This window comes from Patescibacteria group bacterium, assembly GCA_020148045.1.
Lineage (GTDB): Bacteria > Patescibacteriota > Minisyncoccia > Minisyncoccales > GWA2-38-27 > JAHCRG01.
The window spans coordinates 43,036-59,626 of record JAHCRG010000007.1 but is presented as its reverse complement, the minus strand read 5'-3'; the positions used below and the strand labels follow the sequence as shown (position 1 = coordinate 59,626).

Genomic DNA, 16,591 nt, shown 5'->3' with positions numbered 1-16,591 from the left:
GAATAGTCAATGAAAATATTATTAATTCAGTGTCCTGTTTATGACATAGAGATGCCGCCTTTGGGGCTGGCTTATCTGATAGCTGCTTTGAAAAGGAAAAATTTTTCAGTTGAAGTGCTGGATATCAACGTTGATTTTTTTCATGCCTATCAACAATATAAGAAATTTTGGAAACCCGAAAATTATGTATATTGCTTACCCACTAATTTTTTTCTACAAAAAAACGAATTAAATAAGATTGCCGATATTTATGCCGATAGGGTATTAAGGACTAAAGCAGATATCATCGGCTTTTCTGTCCAAACCACATCCAGCGCATTCAGTGTTCATTTGTCTTCTAAGATTAAAGAACTGGCTCCTGACAAAATAATAGTTTTTGGCGGGCCAGAGTGTAGTCGTGAAGAAGAGCCGGGCTATTTTCTTTCAAGGCCAGGCAAAGGAGATTATATAGTTTTAGGTGAAGGCGAAATTACTCTAGTAGAAATGATAGAGAAGATTTCTCAGGGTAAGTTTTCAGCAGAGTGTAAAGGTTTGGTAATGTACGACGGTAAAAGTAAAATTACTACTGTTGCAAGAGATTGTATAAGCAATTTAGATGACCTTCCTATTCCGGACTTCTCACTGTTTCCTCTAAATAAATATCTACACAGAAATTCTTTACCTCTTCTTACTAGTAGAGGTTGTATCAATAGGTGCACTTTCTGTGTAGATACCTGGTACCAAGAAAAATACAGGAATAGAAGTTGTAAAAAAATTGCAGAAGAGATTCTTTATCTATATAGAAATTATTCATTAAGAAGAATGAAATTTAATGACTTATTAATTAATGGGAACTTAAAACTTTTAGAGGAAATGTGTGATGCTTTGATAAGCACAGGTATTAATGATTTGTTCTGGAGCGGAAATATGGTAGTAAGAGCTGATATGCCTGGGGACTTATTCAGAAAAATGTATGATGCAGGGTGTAGAACTGTAACTTTTGGGGTAGAATCTACTTCAATCAAGGTTCTAAAGTTGATGAAAAAAATCTATACCTTCAAAGAAATAGAAAAAAATTTAAAACATGCTACAAGACATGGGATACAGACTTCTACTAATTGGATAGTAGGCTTTCCTGGAGAAACACGAGAAGATTTATTTGAAACTATGGAATTCATAGTAAAAAACAAAAAATATATAAATCAAGCTTCACCGGCAAACCGATTAGAAATTATTAAGGGGTCCAGTTTATACCGAAATTCTTCCGGGTTAAATATAGCGACTTATCCACAGGGAAAATGGCAATATGGCGATAACACCGAAATAGAAAGAATACATAGACAGAACATATTTAACAAATTTTTGCATAAAATAGGCATGTTAAATACCACGCAGAATACCGCCAAGGCTTATAGAAAAAAAGATGTAGGTTATTTTAAAGCAAGAAAAATTTTAAATTCTTTTAAAAAAGAACTGTTTCTTAATTAACATTTGGACAGGAGATAATTTTTTGAAAATTGCAATGGTAATGATGCCGGCATGGAATGTGGAAGCCCCGCCGATAGCTACCGCCTATTTAAGTAGCTACCTTAAACGGAAAAACTATGATGTTAACATCTTCGATTTTAATATTGAGCTGTATAAGAATACTCCTGCCGATAAAAGATATCTCTTTAACGGCAACCAATTCAATTGTTGGCTTCCAGAAGAGAATTTCGACAAAATAATACTGAAAAATTTAGATATTGTAAAATCTATACAGGTATGGGCAGATAAAGTCAATGATTGCGGAATAGATATTATATGTTTTTCAACTTATTATTCTAATTACCTTTCCAGTTTAATGCTGGCTGCCGAGATAAAGGAAATGGATAAGAAAAAAATTATAATCTTTGGCGGGCCGGAAGCTTCCCGGCATGAAAACGGTTATGAGTTTATAAAAAAAGACTGTGTGGATATTGTCGTTATTGGGGAAGGAGAACTTATCCTGGAAAATGCCATTAAAGCTATTCAGAACAAGAAGGATGTAAAGCATATAAAAGGAATCTTATATCAAGAAGATAAACTTTATGATAACTTAGGTGGAGAAATAGAGGAAATCGATAAAATACCGTTTCCTACTTTTGACGGTTTTAACTTGGACGATTATATCAGCGAGGTGTTGCCTATTCTTGCTAGTCGCGGTTGTATAAATTATTGCAAATTTTGCGGGGCAAAACCCCTTTGGAATAAGTACCGTTATAGAAAGCCGGAGAATGTCTTTGAAGAAATTTGCTATCTAAAGAGTCGGTATGGTATTAAGAAATTTGATATAGTTGATGCCTTAATCAATGGGAATATAAGAGAGCTGGATAAACTATGTGATTTGTTTATCCGAAGGAGAATTGGAGTCTATTGGGGGGGTAAGGCTATTATTCGGCCGGAAATGAATAAAGATTTTCTGGAAAAAATGTACGGCGCAGGATGTAGGTGGCTATCTTACGGTATTGAGAGTGGTTCGCAAAGAATTGTAAAAGCTATGGGTAAGAATTTTAATATAAAGTTGGCTCAGGAAGTGCTGAAAAATACCCATAAAGTTAAAATAAGCACAGCAACGTTTTTTATAATAGGATTTCCGGGAGAGACAAGGGTAGATTTTATCAGGACCTTATGGTTTATAATAAAAAACAGACGTTACTTCGGTTCTATTTCCAGTGGGCAGAAATGTGGAATTCCCGGGAATTCTATTCTGTATCGCCGTGCCCAAAAATATGGCATAGAATTCAAAGAGGATGGCTGGTATGCCCCAAATAATACACCTAAAGAGAGAGAATTCCGTCATAAAATATTTAAGATTGTAACCAGGCTTATTTCTTTACAGGTATTACAGACTTAAAGTCGGAGAGAACAAATATTGTTTAATTTTACTATGAAAAGTTTCTTCATAAGCAAAGATTTTTATAAAAGAAATCCGCTTTTACAAAATATTAGAACAATTCAATTTGAAGTTACTAACCATTGTAATCTCAACTGCAGTATATGCTGGAGAACCTTAAGGAAGGAATCTCCGCAACTTCGGAGTGTATCTTTTGAACAGTTTAAAATGGGTTTAGATAAAATACTTACTATGTTTAACATACAGGAGCTGAATTCCCAGGGCTTAGGAGAGCCATTCTTGTGTCCGGATATTTTAAAGATACTGCATTTTACTAAATTAAAAGGGCTGACTGTGTGGCTTGTGAGCAATGGAACATTAATCGATGATTTTATTGCAGAGGAACTCGTTGAGGCTGGTATAGATAAAATAAGGATATCTATAGATTCGGCAAACCCGCAATTATATGCAAGAATAAAATCGAATAGTACCTTGGATAAGGTAATGCAGAATATTCACCGATTAAATACATATAAATATAAACTTAAAAAAAATAGTCCTATTCTATCATTTAACACCGTAGTGTTAAAAAGCACGTTCCCCGGCCTCGAAGCTCTTATAAATTTGGCTAATAAAATAGGAGTAAAAGAGATAACCTTGATACCTTTAGTAGTGTTTTCCGGAGGGATGCCTACAATTGAAGAACAAGTAGATTTCTACAGTAAGGATTTTCAGCAAAGTTTTAAAAGATTAAAAGATAAGGCGCAAGAGCTGGCAGTAGAATTAAACTTAGGAATATCTTTAGAAACAAAAGAGACCAAATTCTGTCATTATGGGATGTATATGGATGTTAGAGGATTTGTGTACCCTTGTTGTAATATATCAAGTCTAAAATTCGGGAATATCTATAGGCAGCATATTAAACAAATTGCTTCAAATTATTTAAAATTTAGAAATTGGCTGGATAAAAAACAAATAATATGCAAAGAATGTAATAATATTCTTGAGTCTATATGATAAGAAGAAGCAGCAAAGAATGGGAACTTGAGAAATGAATATTAAGAGTTTAGCAAGCTTAGCTAAGTTAGGGCTGTTTAATATATCCTGTTCGCTGAATTTTCCTATACTTCAACCTGATGTCTTGCAGATTAGCATTACCAGCAGGTGCAATCTAGGCTGTAAAATGTGTTCGGTTAATAAATATACAACTTCTGAAGAAGAGGAAATGACTTTGGAAGAGGTGAAAAAGATAATCAATATTGCTAAAAAACACTTTAGGATAAAAGAACTTATTTTAACCGGAGGGGAGCCTTTACTTGTTGGAGAGAAGGCCGTTGAAGTATCAAAGTTTGCACATCAAAAAGACATTAAAGTTACCCTTACTACCAACGGGTATTTTCTCAAAGAGTACGCATATCGTTTAACAGAAGCAGGTGTTTCTCATTTTCATATCTCTGTTGATGGTTTGCGGGATACGCACAACTATTTGAGAGGTAATCCTGAATCATTTGATAGGGTTATAGAAAGCATAAAATTTTTAGCAGAGGTCAGGCAGAAATATAATTATAAATATTCCATAGGAATAGCTATGCTTGTGTTAAAAAAGAATATAAATGAGATTTATGATTTATATAACTGTTGCGATGAGTTGGGTGTAAATATATTTGATTTACTTGCATATCTTCCGGATAATACCGAGTTCTCTAATACTAACGCAACCTATTTGTGGCCCGACGCTGAAGACATAGAGAGATTTGTTAATATTTATAAAAAGATTGTTGCAACGAATGCCAATTGTACAAAACTTAATACTTATTTTAACGCCGAGCTTTTATGTAAATATTATAAAAGAATAATGCAATCTAAAGACTGGAGATGTTTTGCCGGTTTTAAGAACTTTTTTATCACTATGTCCGATCCAAAAAGACAGGGTAGGCTTGAGCCGTGTTTGTTTATGTGCAAGACCCATATTCCATTAAGAGACTATGATTATAACCTTAAAAAGATGTGGTATTCTTATCGGGCATATAAAGCGCGTATTGCAATAAGGCGCTGTAAAACTTATTGTTATCAGATGTGTTTTTCCCTTCCATCTTTTAGAAGACTGTTAAGGAATAAATAATCAGATGAATCAGAATTCTCTTAAGGAATTTAAAACAAATTTAGCTTATTATTTCTCAGAAGTCTTAGAATGCCCTTATGCGAAGCCATGCTGGGTTTATATAAGTTTAAGCCACAAATGTATATACAATTGCCAGATGTGCGGGGTAGTAAAGATATTAAATGGCTATGAACTGCCAACAGAAATAGCAAAGAGGGCCTTCGACCAGATTGCTGGCTGGAAACAGGACAGCGTAATAGTGCTAACAGGCGGAGAGCCCTTGTTAAGAGAGGACATATTTGAATTAATTGATTATGCAGCTAAAGCCGGCTTAAAAATAGAGGTTGTTTCTAACGGGGCATTAATAGATAGAAATTTGGCATATAAAATAATTTCCTCTGGCTTGCGAAACATTGCCATCTCCATAGACGGAGCAAAAGGATTGACGCACGATTTAATAAGGCAAAAAGGAAGCTTCCAGAAAGCTATAAGCGGCATAGACAATCTTGTAGAAGCAAAAAGAAAGATAGAAAATGGTCCGCAAATATCGGTTTGGACAACTATAATGAAAGAGAATTTAGGAGAATTATTTGGTATTATCTCTTTGGTCAGAGATTTAGGGGTGGAATGTCTGGTTTATCATCCGGTAATTGTCTCTCAAGACGATATGCAGAATACTTCTCCCGGCGCTCCTTTTTGGATAAGGGGAGAGGATTTAGAGGTATTAAAAGAACAAATAGATATAATTGTAGATTATCAAGCCAAATATGGGATGATAGCTTTCTTGCATGATCCCTATCTTTGGATTAAATATTTTGATGGCAGCCTGAGTAGAGAAAATTGGAAGTGCAATCCCTTTGTATTTATAAACATAGGCCCTGATGGTGAAGTAAGAAGCTGTGGCTCTGCTTTCGGAAATATCAAAGATATGAATTTGGATAAATGTTTGGATACAGAAGCGGCATTCAGGGCGAGAAGATTAATGAAGGTCTGCCAAAAGCCGTGCTTGCAGACTTGTTGGGCCCATCCCGAGTCCGATTCATTGTTAAGCGCTTTTGATAACTTTATTGAGAACTTAAAGAATGAGACACGTAGAGATAAACTTTTAAAAGAAGCATTAAAAATACTCGAGAGTTATGAAAACAGGCTAAGAGACTATAAAGATGCCTAAGTTAAAAGAAGTCATTATATCATTAACTAATCGTTGTAACTTAAGATGTAAAATGTGTGATATCCCATCTAAAGAGATGGAAGAGTTGAACACTGTTCGCTGGAAAGAAATCATAAAGGACATATCTTTACTTGGCGCGCAGACTATAGTGCTTAGCGGGGGAGAGCCTTTATTAAGAGAAGATATATTTCAATTAATCGCTTTTGCGAAAAGCAATCGACTTAATGTCTGTCTTACCTCTAACGGATGCTTGATAAATAAAGAAATTGCGCGCAGACTTTCTAAATCAGGGGTGGATGTGGTTAACATCTCTATTGAGGGAACTGAGGAAGTCCATGATAGCTTGCGGGGTGAGGGGACGTTTAATAAAGCAGTCCTTGCTCTGGAAAATTTAAGAAAATACAAAATCGAATCTACCGTAGCCGCGATGGTATCGCGGCATAATTATAAAGAGCTGCCTTATATTGTAGAATTGGCAAGGAATTACAGGGCTACTACTGTAAGATTCCAGCCCTTTAGTAGAATTTTTGTTAATGATCCATTAAGAGAAAAAGACTTCTTTATAGACAGGAAAGATAAAAAGAAATTGCGGGAAATATTTGAGGGAATAATTATCCTTAGCGCTAAATACGGTATTTCCACTAATCCCGAAAGCTATTTGAGGATGGTCCCTTCTTATTTAAGCGGAGAAACGATAGTCTCTAAGAAGGACTGCAGCGCGCTTTGGACATCTTGTCCCATAAATGCAAAAGGCGATGTTTTTTCTTGCTGGGTTATTGCAAATGGGAATAGGCAGATAGGGAGTCTGAAAGAAATCAGCTTTTTTGAATTATGGAATTCAAAAAGACATAATTATATAAGAGAATCAATCGTTAAAGAGGGTTGTCCCGGGTGCATGATGAGCTGTTATGATGAGCTGTTTGGACAGGACGGGCGAAAAAAATGCCTGCTTAATAAGGCCAAAAAGATAAAGAGCATCTCTTGCAAAAGACTAATAAATAAATTTATTCAATTCTTAAGGAGTGAACTTGCTCAGATGAAATTAAGATATAGGTTTTATAGGTCTTACAGGGGCTCCCTGAAAAACATCTTTAATAGGGTATCTAAAAATCCTCAAAAAAGAATTAAGGCCATAACTCTGGACAATAGAGATAAAGTTGAGAAGGCGCTTGAAGAGATCGGTCTATTAAAGGAAAGGCTTAGGAGAGAAATAAATAAGGAAAGATGAAACTTAGTCTTTATATCCCTTGTTTTAATGCCGAGGCATATGTAGAAGAAGCGCTTAAAGGAGTGTTTAAGCAAGGCCTTGCCCCCGATGAAGTTATAGTTATAGATGATGCTTCGACGGATAGAACTGTTGATATTGTTTCTCGCTACCCGGTGAGGCTTATCAGACATACAAATAATGCAGGATTAGCAAGTTCCAGAAATACAGCGATAAAAAATACAAATGCGGAATTTATTGCTGCTTTGGATGCGGACTGCATCCCTAAACCTGACTGGCTTGAAAGCCTGATGAAGCGCTTTGATTCACCTAAGATAGCAGGAGTAGGAGGGAGGCTCCTGGAAGCGCATTCTTCTTCGGTATTTGATCTCTGGCGGCGTGTGCATATGAAGCAGTATTGGATTGACGAGCAAACAGCGCCTCCTTTCCTATTTGGTTCAAATGCAGTATTTCGCAGGCAGGCTTTAGTAAAGGCGGGCCTTTATAATGAACACCTCAGGAATAATTACGAGGATGTAGATATATGCAAGCAACTTAAGCAAGAAGAATATACACTTATCTATGAACCTAAAGCAATAGCCCACCATTTAAAACGGGATAATATCTGTTCAGTCCTAAATACTTTTTGGAGCTGGAATGCGGCTTATTACCGGGACAGGAAATATTATTCTAATCAAAACAATTTTTCTTGCAAACTGAAGGATAATATTGGTTTGGCAAATCGGTATATAGGAGAAGACATCGCTTCTGATAAACACGAATTAATTTATTTGGACTTTTTATTAGCCTTGCACCATTCCCTGAAAGATTTTGAGTATTTTACTTCTCAAGCCAAGCAGGAATATTTAAGCAATCCTATTTTGTCCTTTTGGCTCTCTTTGCTGGATTTAACTTTATTTTACCATCTCGATTTTGCCAAAAAGAATTTATCCACATTAATGCCGAAGATAAATTCCTTTTTACAAAACTTTTTTGCTTTAAATCTAGTTTTGGGTAGATTCATTCAGGAGAGATTTAACAGTAAACATTTTCAGGAGATATTATATAAACATCTATTACTTTCTATTTATGAAATAAGCGACTATTATTTATTAAATAAGCTACTAAATCTAATCGACCTGCACCCGAATTGGCATCAATTTTGCAAAAAGGAACACTCCAACCTCAATACTTTATTTTTGGGAGAATTATCTTCTAACTTCCAGAAGTGGTTAGACGGGCTAATGTTCGCTTTCCCGAAAATAGTTAAGATGATTGAAGTTTCTGCAGAAAGAACAGATTATGATAATTCTATTTTTAGAAAGGAGATGTCTAAAAAATGAAGATAAATAAGATGCCTATAACGATGGCTTTATTGGTTTTTTCCTGGTTAATTGCAATTTCTGCAATTTCCATAAGCGGCTATTTAATCATTTTCAAATTTGGTGAAGTCCGTTCATTAATAGGCGGCCTTTCAATACTGTTGGGCGGCCTGCTTTTAGCTGCAGTAATTAGAATGCTTGGCGATATTGGGCAAATGCTTTTTGATTTAAAAGATTTTCTCTTGATTGATTTCCAAAAAGACCTAAAGACACAACTGCAGTCCATTTCTAACAACTGCGAACAAATAAATTGCGATTTAAAGGATATAAACCAACATATTTATCAAATAAAGGCCTTTTTTGAACAAATCGAAAGGCGTTTAGACCTTAAGAAATGATGCGTATAGCGTTATTGAATCTTCCATGGAGACAGAACCGGCGTTTAGGCGTAAGGGCTGGTTCACGATGGCCATTTACTTCTCTACCGGAGAAAGACGGCCTAATCCATTATATTCCTTTTCCTTTTTTTCTTGCCTATGCTGCCTCGCTCCTGAAAAAAGAAGGCCGAAAGGTTAAATTAATCGATGCCATTGCCGAGGGTCTTGGTGAAGAATGCCTGATTGAAAAGTTAAATTCTTTTAAACCAGAACTTATCGTTGTGGAGAGTTCTACCCCTTCATTTAAGAACGATTTAAGGACTATTCATAGAATCTATAACGCTTTACCCAACTGCCGCATAGCAATATGCGGCCCTCATGCAAGCGTATTCTCTAAGGAAAGTCTCGAAGAATACGACGTTATCGATTATATACTAGTCGGAGAATACGAGTATACTCTATTAGATTTGGTTAATTGTTTAGAAAACAGTTTGGATTTAGAATCGATATTAGGTTTAGCCTATCGCAGGGGTGAGGAAGTTAGGATTAATAACGAAAGGCCCTCTATTGACAACCTGGACAGCTTGCCTTGGCCGGAAAGGGAGGATGTCCCGATCTATAAATATAATGATGGTTTTGCAAGCCTGCCTTCTCCTAATGTGCAGATGTGGACAACTCGGGGATGCCCGTTTCATTGCAGCTATTGCCTTTGGCCGCAAACAATGTATAGAGAGCATAAACACCGCAAAAGAAGCCCTTTAGCTGTCGTAGAAGAGATGGAATGTTTGATTAGGCGATTTAATTTTAAGGCAGTCTATTTTGACGATGATGTATTTAACATTGACAGAGAGCATGTTTTAGCTATTTGTAATGAAATAATAAAGAAAAAGATTGAAATCCCTTGGGCAGCTATGGCAAGGGCTGACCTTATGGATGAGACCCTTTTGGAGTCTATGTCTTGTGCTGGGTTATGCGCTATTAAATATGGCATTGAGTCGGCAGACCAGAATATAGTGAATCTTTGTAAAAAAAATATGGATTTAGATAAAGCGTATCAGGCAATCAGACTCACTAAAAAGTTGGGTATAAAGGTGCATCTAACTTTTTGTCTGGGACTTCAGGGAGAATCAAAACAAACCATCCAGCAGACGGTTAAATTTATTCAAGATTCCCAGCCGGATTCATTGCAGTTTTCTTTTGCCACTCCATTCCCTGGAACCGAATATTTCGAATATATCAGGAATAAAGGAAGGCTGCTTTCGGAACATTGGCCAGACTATGATGCTAATTATAAGTGTGTTGTAAAGACGCAAGAGTTGAGCAATAGAGATTTAGAAAGGATAAGACTTGCTCTCAATAATAATTTTAACCTTCAATAGCATAAAATATATCAAACCCTGCTTAGATTCTCTACTTTACCAGGATTACAAAGATTTTGAGGCTATTATTGTAGATAATAGCTCAAAAGACGGTACCGTTGCTTTAGTTAAAAGAGACTATCCTGAAGTTAACTTAATCGAAAATCCAAGAAATTTTGGCGCCTGCGGGGCAAGAAATCAAGCTATTGAAGCCTCCTCAGGCGAATGGATTTTAATCTTAGATTGTGATGTAATTTTAGAAAAAGATTTTTTCTCTAAAGTCCTTAAAGCAATCGGGGATCTCTCTCCTGAAATAGGTATACTGCAGCCAAAAATATTAAATTCTGATAGAAAAACAATTTACTCTTATGGAATATATCTTTCTTGGTTGAGAAGATTCTACGATATTGGGAAGGGAAAAAAGAATTGTGGACGATTTGACAAATCTAAATATATTTTTGGTGCCTGCACAGCTTGCGCACTTTATAAAAAGCAGATGCTCCAAGATATAAAAGAAGATACAGGCTACTTTGATGAAAGGTTTTTCTTTTTAGTTGAAGATGTGGATTTAGCCTGGCGTGCGCAAAGAAAAGGCTGGAAAGCCCTATTTTGCCCGGAGGCTATTTGCTATCATTATGGCAATAGCTCAGGTACATCCAAAAAGGTAAGACAGTATCTTTGCTTTCGCAACCGCTATTATTCCATAATAAAAAATGAAGGTCTTAAGAATTATTCGAAAAGAGTATTTCCTTTATTATTTTATGACTTACCTCGATTACTTTATCTAGTTCTTACTAATAGAGGTACGATAAAAGCCTTAAAATAAATGGTTTCTATTATCATCCCCGCATATAATGAAAAGAACAGCATAAAGAAAGTTATAAATGAAACAGCAGAATTACCCATTGACAAGGAAATTATAGTAATCGATGATGGCTCTGTTGATGGCACCGATGAGATAATAAAAAATAAAAAGGTTCCCTCTTTTGTTAAAAAGATTTATTTTAAGAAAAATAAAGGCAAAGGAGCTGCTATTAGAGCAGCTATTTCTCATGCGAGAGGAGAATATCTCGTTATTCAAGATGCTGATTTGGAGGTCGCGCCTAAAGAAATATTAAGAGTTCTAAAGACGGCAGAAGAAGAACAAGCAGAAGTAGTTTATGGTTCACGGTTCTTATACAAAAGGAATAAATTCCCAATATTGATGCTGGCGGGGAACAAATTGGTTACATGGTTTACAAATATATTATTTCTTTCCAAGCTAACGGATGTGGAGACGCCAACTAAACTATTTAGGAGGGAAATTATTAGCGATATAGGCTTTGATTCGCAAGGATTTGAGTTTGAGGTTGAGATAACCGCTAAATTACTGAAGAGAGGGTGTCGGATTAAAGAGATACCTGTTATCTATCAACCACGAAGCAGGAAAGAAGGAAAGAAGATTCGTTGGTTCGACGGTTTTATAGCCATATTTACCCTATTAAAGTATAGGATTCTAAAATGAGGGAAAGGAGGCGTGGCTGTGGTTCGATTACTAAACAGGCGCAAAAGCACACGTAAGTATCGTGCAGCTTTCTGTCGTTGTGGTCGGGTGCTTTGGTAAGGTTTTCTTTCACGGGGGGAATGCCTACCGGCACTCCCCCCGTGAAACATCTTCTTTATGGTATAGGAAAGTATAAAAACATCAGATACCACTGCGAAAATCGTATTAGAGTTATCGCGAACCGCAGGTGCTGTTGACGCAGCGATTTTCTTGATTAAAAAGGACAAATAAAATGCAAGTTTACCAATTTAAAATGTGGGGTAAAAGCTTTGCTGTAGATATCGGGAGCGGTAATTTTTTTGAAGTAGATAAGATTGCTGCAGAAGCTATTACTCTATTGCATCGCTATCCTGAAAGAGAAGTAATGCATCGACTCAGCGGGAAATATGAATATGAATCTGTCGCTGTGGCTATCAGGAATTTATCCAAATTAAAGAAAAAAAGAATCCTTTTTTCACCAGTGCAGGTAAAGAATGATAGAGATATTGAAAGGAAGATAACCGATGTTACATTAAATATTGTAAATAACTGTAATCTACGTTGCCGCTATTGTTGGAATCAAAGTGGTGCCTATGGCGGTTTTTTCACAGGCAAACAAAAAATGGAGGAAAAAGTTGCATTTAAAGCAGTAAATCTATTAATCAAGGAGTCAAAAGGTGCTAAAGATTTAGTAGTAGATTTTTATGGAGGCGAACCTCTTTTAAATTTCAACCTTATTAGAGAAACTGTTGAATATTGTAGAAAGATTCAGAAGAAAAAGAAGATTAACTTCCGTTTCTTGCTTGCTACTAATGGAACGCTGCTTACTGAAGAAAGGGCTAAATTTTTAATTGAAAATGGGGTGGATATTGCTGTGAGTCTTGATGGTTCAAAGAAGATTCAGGATGTTCAGCGCCCTTTTCCTGATGGCAGAGGTTCTTTTGAGGTAATAATAGATAATATAAATTCTCTTAAAGGGAAGTATAGAAGGCGCATAGTGGGAAGGGCAACGTTCACTCCTTATTATACCAAAATTATAAGTACATTTAAATTTTTACGCGGTTTAGGATTTGAGCGTATAGAGGTTTGTGAAAGTGAGAAAGCCGGTTATGGATTAGAATCAAATAATCAGTTTTTCTTTTCTGGTCCGGATGGACTACGGAAGCTTAAATCCCTTTACTACAATTTAGCTATTTTTTACACCCAAGAGATTATTAAAGGAAGCTTGGCTTATGAGAATACCTATTTTAATCGTTTCTTTAAACAGCTAAGCCGCTTATATCATATTCAGTCAGTTGTAGGAACTTGTTCTGCGGGTTTCAGTCTTATTGCAGTTGATATGGATGGAAGTTTATATCCTTGCACTGCCTTTATAGGAATTCCAGAGTGTAGAATAGGAACAGTAAATAATGGGATAAATGAGAAAAAACTAAAAAACTTTACAGCTATCAAAATTTCTTCAAGTGATGCCTGCAACAAATGTTGGGCAAGAAGGATTTGTAGGGGTTGCGGTTCTTGTTACAACTTAAATTATTTCGCAAATAAAAATTTAAGAGAACCAAATCCTTATTATTGCGAATTATTTCGTTATAAGACAAAACTTATGATAGCAATGATTTCTGAGATGTCTAAAAAAGATCCTCAACTTTTAGATAAGGTGCTTATTCCAGAATACTATGCCACACGAGGGAAAAGAAAAGGAGAAAAATATGCAAAAAATACTCTTAGTAAGGCCTCCGAGGTATCTCTGGCCTTTTATAAATGAATCCGATAATTTCCTTTTACCCCTGGGGTTACCCTGTATTGCCGCAGCCATAAGAGCAAAATTGCCTGAGGTAGAAGTAAAGATTATTGATTGCCCGCCGTTGAAAATAGGGTGGGAAAACTTAAAGAAAATATTGCAAAAAGAGAAACCAGATATAGTAGGAGCTGGGGAAGAAGCACTTTACCATCATGAGGCAGTAAGGTTATTTAAGTTGGCCAAAGACGTAAACCCGGAAGCAATTACAGTTGCCGGCGGCCACTTCTTTTCCTGGATGGTCGATTATAGTTTAACTAACTTTCCAATTGATATCATTGCAAGGTTTGAAGGAGAGCAGACAATAGTAGAATTAATCGATGCGCTCAGGAATAAAGCAGACTTATCTGAAATAAAAGGAATAGCTTATAAAAGTAACGGACAGATAATTAGAACTCCTTTACGAGCTTTAATTGAAGACTTAGACACATTGCCTTTACCGGCTTATGACCTTATGCCAATGGGGGAGTATTCTCCATTCGGCTATCTTTGGCCGCAAAGCGCTACTCTGGAACATTCTCGGGGATGTATAGATAGATGTAATTTTTGTTCTCTCTGGACATTCTGGGGCAGGCAAGTCAAAGTAGATATAGAAAAAGGAAATTTGGAAGTAAATCCGAAATATAGAAGTAAGAGTGTGGATAGGATGTTGGAGGAAATAGATATTGTTTATCAGAAATATAATAGGCGATATATAATCTGGGCTGATCCTACCTTTAATGTGGACCCCGAGTGGTCGGACGAATTTTGCGAAAGACTCCTGAAGAGAAATTATAAAGATCTATATTGGTGGGCATTTTTACGCGCCGACTTTGTTTTAAGAGACGAACGCGCGGGAATTTTAGAAAAGATGGTCAAAGCAGGATTGGTTCATCCTTTAATCGGGGTAGAAAGGGACTGCAGTGAAGACCTTAGAAAAATCAAGAAATCTGTTTATACTCGCGAATTAGTAAAAGAGGTTTTCTTAATCTTTAAAAAGAAATATCCCCAGGTCTTTAGACAAGGGACTTTCGTTACTTGTTTACCTTTTGATACCAAAGAATCTATGTTGAATTTAGTAAAGTATGCCGTGGAGATAGATATTGATTACCCTGCCTTCCATCCTGTTGCCCCTGTTCCAGGTACTTACCTTCATCAAGAAGCCAAACAAAAGAATCTCTTGGAAGAAAAGGATTTCACAAAGTATGATTGGTCTACTCCCGTAATGCGTTCTTCCACCGGTTTATCCGGAGAGGATTTCGCTAATTTGAATATGGAACTTAATAAGAGATATGTCTTGTATCGTCCTCATTGGCTAGTCAGGGGCCTTTTTTCTCGCTACAAACACAAACGGGGGCTTTATTGGTGGTTTTTTAGAAATACTATAAAGATGATGCTTTTAGAGATTAGAGATATTATCTTAAGAAGAAAGAAATATAAGGGAATTACGGGTTTTATGCGTTTAAAAAGACCAAAATGGTATGATAATTGATTAAAATTATGAAAATTGCCTTTATTTTTCCTCCTTTTGACCACAAGAGGTTTGAAGAAGATATAGATGTTGTAAGCCGGGAGTTTACACAGCCTCCGCCTTTGGGTTTAGCGTATGCTGCTGCTATTGCTCAAAGAGCAGGGCACGAAGTAATAATAATCGACGCTAATTGCCGCCCCCGATTGTCAAAACAAAAAGTTTTACAGCAGATTAATAGTTTTAAACCGGATATGCTGGGTTTTATGCTTACGGTATATATGTTTCGCCAGACATTGGGATGGATAAAGTCCTTAAAAGAGACTACAAATTTACCAATGATAGTAGGAAATATTTTATTGGAGCTTTACCCTAAAGAGGTAATGTCGCATAAAGAAATAGATTATGGCATTATTGGTTCAGCCCAAAAGTCCTTACCACATTTATTAGACGCTTTAAAGCATAAAGCAGATATTAGTGAGATTAAAGGGGTTTGTTATAAGCGTGAGGGAGAGGTTTTTATTAACTCTCCCGACACATTAAAAGAAGATTTTGATACCTTACCTTTTCCCGCCAGGCAGCTATTGCCTAATCATAAGTATTACACAGTTATGTCTAAAAGAAAAAACTTCACGATAATGATTACTTCTAAAGGTTGTCCAAGCAAGTGTGGATTCTGTCATGTGAAAAACATACCTTATTCTGCCAGAAAGGCAGAGGGCGTTGTTGATGAAATTGAGCAGTGTTTTAGAAAATTCAATATACGCGAGATAGAATTTTTCGACCCCATTTTTACCTTTGATAAAAGGCGAGTAATTGAGATCTGTAAAGCTATAAGAAAAAAAAGAATTGGTCTGTCTTGGGCTTGTAGAGCAAGAGCCGATCAAATAGATGAAGAATTATTGAATGAGATGAAAAGCGCAGGTTGCAGTAGAATCTATTATGGAATAGAATGTGGGAATCAAAATATTTTGGATAATGTAAGCAAGGGCATAACCTTAGAGTACATTAGGAAGATTGCTAACCTGACTAAACAAAAAGGCATATTAACTCTCGGTTTTTTCCTTATAGGCGCGCCGGGCGATACTATAGAGACCATAAAAGATACTATTAATTTCGCCTCGAAATTGAATTTGGACTATGCACAATTTCACAAAACTGTGGCTAAGCCAACAACAATTTTGTATGATGAGGTAAAAAGAATTACAAATAGAGACTACTGGAGAGAGCATATTCTGGGAATAGCGGGCGAAGAGCGTCTTCCGACACCCTGGACAGATGTTTCTGAGAAGGAAATCGAACATTATACAATTAAAGCGTATCGTAAATTTTATTTCAGGCCTTCCCGTTTAGCAAAAATTATTTTTGGCATAAAATCCTTCGATGAATGTAAGAGATATTTCAGGTCTGCTATTGGGCTGTGGACAGTGAAAAGCGATATAAAATTAGATTGAGAAG

General features: G+C 36.2%; 14 protein-coding genes. All 14 read left to right on the top strand.

The annotated features are described in order from the left end of the window. Window positions 1-9: 9 nt before the first annotated feature. The 14 genes from KJA13_02895 (at window position 10) to KJA13_02830 (ending at window position 16,587) form a co-directional block, all read left to right on the top strand. Window positions 10-1,467 (top strand): radical SAM protein, encoded by a 1,458-nt coding sequence (locus KJA13_02895; protein ID MBZ9577961.1) that lies wholly within the window; start codon window positions 10-12, stop codon window positions 1,465-1,467. Window positions 1,468-1,489: 22 nt separating this feature from the next. Next, on the top strand, window positions 1,490-2,854 hold the full coding sequence (locus KJA13_02890; GenBank protein MBZ9577960.1) for a radical SAM protein: 1,365 nt from the start codon (window positions 1,490-1,492) through the stop codon (window positions 2,852-2,854). Window positions 2,855-2,887: 33 nt separating this feature from the next. After that, on the top strand, window positions 2,888-3,850 hold the full coding sequence (locus tag KJA13_02885) for a radical SAM protein (protein ID MBZ9577959.1): 963 nt from the start codon (window positions 2,888-2,890) through the stop codon (window positions 3,848-3,850). Between the two features lie 34 nt (window positions 3,851-3,884). After that, window positions 3,885-4,955: a radical SAM protein gene (locus KJA13_02880; GenBank protein MBZ9577958.1), complete on the top strand. Its 1,071-nt coding sequence runs from the start codon at window positions 3,885-3,887 to the stop codon at window positions 4,953-4,955. 4 nt (window positions 4,956-4,959) lie between these two features. After that, window positions 4,960-6,105: a radical SAM protein gene (locus KJA13_02875; GenBank protein ID MBZ9577957.1), complete on the top strand. Its 1,146-nt coding sequence runs from the start codon at window positions 4,960-4,962 to the stop codon at window positions 6,103-6,105. Beyond that, window positions 6,098-7,333 (top strand): radical SAM protein, encoded by a 1,236-nt coding sequence (locus KJA13_02870; protein MBZ9577956.1) that lies wholly within the window; start codon window positions 6,098-6,100, stop codon window positions 7,331-7,333. The genes KJA13_02875 and KJA13_02870 overlap by 8 nt, the downstream gene beginning before the upstream one ends. After that, a complete protein-coding gene (locus KJA13_02865; protein MBZ9577955.1) occupies window positions 7,330-8,652 on the top strand; it encodes a glycosyltransferase family 2 protein in 1,323 nt (440 codons plus the stop codon). Before KJA13_02870 ends, KJA13_02865 begins: the two co-directional genes overlap by 4 nt. Beyond that, window positions 8,649-9,029: a hypothetical protein gene (locus tag KJA13_02860; GenBank protein ID MBZ9577954.1), complete on the top strand. Its 381-nt coding sequence runs from the start codon at window positions 8,649-8,651 to the stop codon at window positions 9,027-9,029. The genes KJA13_02865 and KJA13_02860 overlap by 4 nt, the downstream gene beginning before the upstream one ends. Then, window positions 9,026-10,387, top strand: coding sequence for a radical SAM protein (locus tag KJA13_02855; protein MBZ9577953.1), 1,362 nt, complete (start codon window positions 9,026-9,028; stop codon window positions 10,385-10,387). The genes KJA13_02860 and KJA13_02855 overlap by 4 nt, the downstream gene beginning before the upstream one ends. Continuing rightward, on the top strand, window positions 10,356-11,192 hold the full coding sequence (locus KJA13_02850) for a glycosyltransferase family 2 protein (GenBank protein MBZ9577952.1): 837 nt from the start codon (window positions 10,356-10,358) through the stop codon (window positions 11,190-11,192). The genes KJA13_02855 and KJA13_02850 overlap by 32 nt, the downstream gene beginning before the upstream one ends. Next, window positions 11,193-11,870 carry a glycosyltransferase family 2 protein gene (locus KJA13_02845; protein ID MBZ9577951.1) on the top strand — a complete coding sequence of 226 codons (678 nt, stop codon included), beginning with the start codon at window positions 11,193-11,195 and terminating at the stop codon, window positions 11,868-11,870. Window positions 11,871-12,141: 271 nt separating this feature from the next. Then, the gene (locus KJA13_02840; GenBank protein MBZ9577950.1) at window positions 12,142-13,653 is read left to right on the top strand and encodes a radical SAM protein; all 1,512 of its coding nucleotides are present in this window, start codon (window positions 12,142-12,144) and stop codon (window positions 13,651-13,653) included. Further along, window positions 13,598-15,157 carry a radical SAM protein gene (locus tag KJA13_02835; protein MBZ9577949.1) on the top strand — a complete coding sequence of 520 codons (1,560 nt, stop codon included), beginning with the start codon at window positions 13,598-13,600 and terminating at the stop codon, window positions 15,155-15,157. The genes KJA13_02840 and KJA13_02835 overlap by 56 nt, the downstream gene beginning before the upstream one ends. 8 nt (window positions 15,158-15,165) lie before the next feature. Further along, window positions 15,166-16,587, top strand: coding sequence for a cobalamin-dependent protein (locus tag KJA13_02830; protein MBZ9577948.1), 1,422 nt, complete (start codon window positions 15,166-15,168; stop codon window positions 16,585-16,587). Window positions 16,588-16,591: the final 4 nt, after the last annotated feature.

What these genes read in the sequence shown, in the direction of transcription:
- KJA13_02895 (MBZ9577961.1), top strand. Translation starts at nt 10, where the DNA reads ATGAAAATATTATTAATTCAGTGTCCTGTTTATGACATAGAGATGCCG.
- KJA13_02885 (MBZ9577959.1), top strand. Translation starts at nt 2,888, where the DNA reads ATGAAAAGTTTCTTCATAAGCAAAGATTTTTATAAAAGAAATCCGCTT.
- KJA13_02880 (MBZ9577958.1), top strand. Translation starts at nt 3,885, where the DNA reads ATGAATATTAAGAGTTTAGCAAGCTTAGCTAAGTTAGGGCTGTTTAAT.
- KJA13_02875 (MBZ9577957.1), top strand. Translation starts at nt 4,960, where the DNA reads ATGAATCAGAATTCTCTTAAGGAATTTAAAACAAATTTAGCTTATTAT.
- KJA13_02870 (MBZ9577956.1), top strand. Translation starts at nt 6,098, where the DNA reads ATGCCTAAGTTAAAAGAAGTCATTATATCATTAACTAATCGTTGTAAC.
- KJA13_02865 (MBZ9577955.1), top strand. Translation starts at nt 7,330, where the DNA reads ATGAAACTTAGTCTTTATATCCCTTGTTTTAATGCCGAGGCATATGTA.
- KJA13_02860 (MBZ9577954.1), top strand. Translation starts at nt 8,649, where the DNA reads ATGAAGATAAATAAGATGCCTATAACGATGGCTTTATTGGTTTTTTCC.
- KJA13_02855 (MBZ9577953.1), top strand. Translation starts at nt 9,026, where the DNA reads ATGATGCGTATAGCGTTATTGAATCTTCCATGGAGACAGAACCGGCGT.
- KJA13_02845 (MBZ9577951.1), top strand. Translation starts at nt 11,193, where the DNA reads ATGGTTTCTATTATCATCCCCGCATATAATGAAAAGAACAGCATAAAG.
- KJA13_02840 (MBZ9577950.1), top strand. Translation starts at nt 12,142, where the DNA reads ATGCAAGTTTACCAATTTAAAATGTGGGGTAAAAGCTTTGCTGTAGAT.
- KJA13_02835 (MBZ9577949.1), top strand. Translation starts at nt 13,598, where the DNA reads ATGCAAAAAATACTCTTAGTAAGGCCTCCGAGGTATCTCTGGCCTTTT.
- KJA13_02830 (MBZ9577948.1), top strand. Translation starts at nt 15,166, where the DNA reads ATGAAAATTGCCTTTATTTTTCCTCCTTTTGACCACAAGAGGTTTGAA.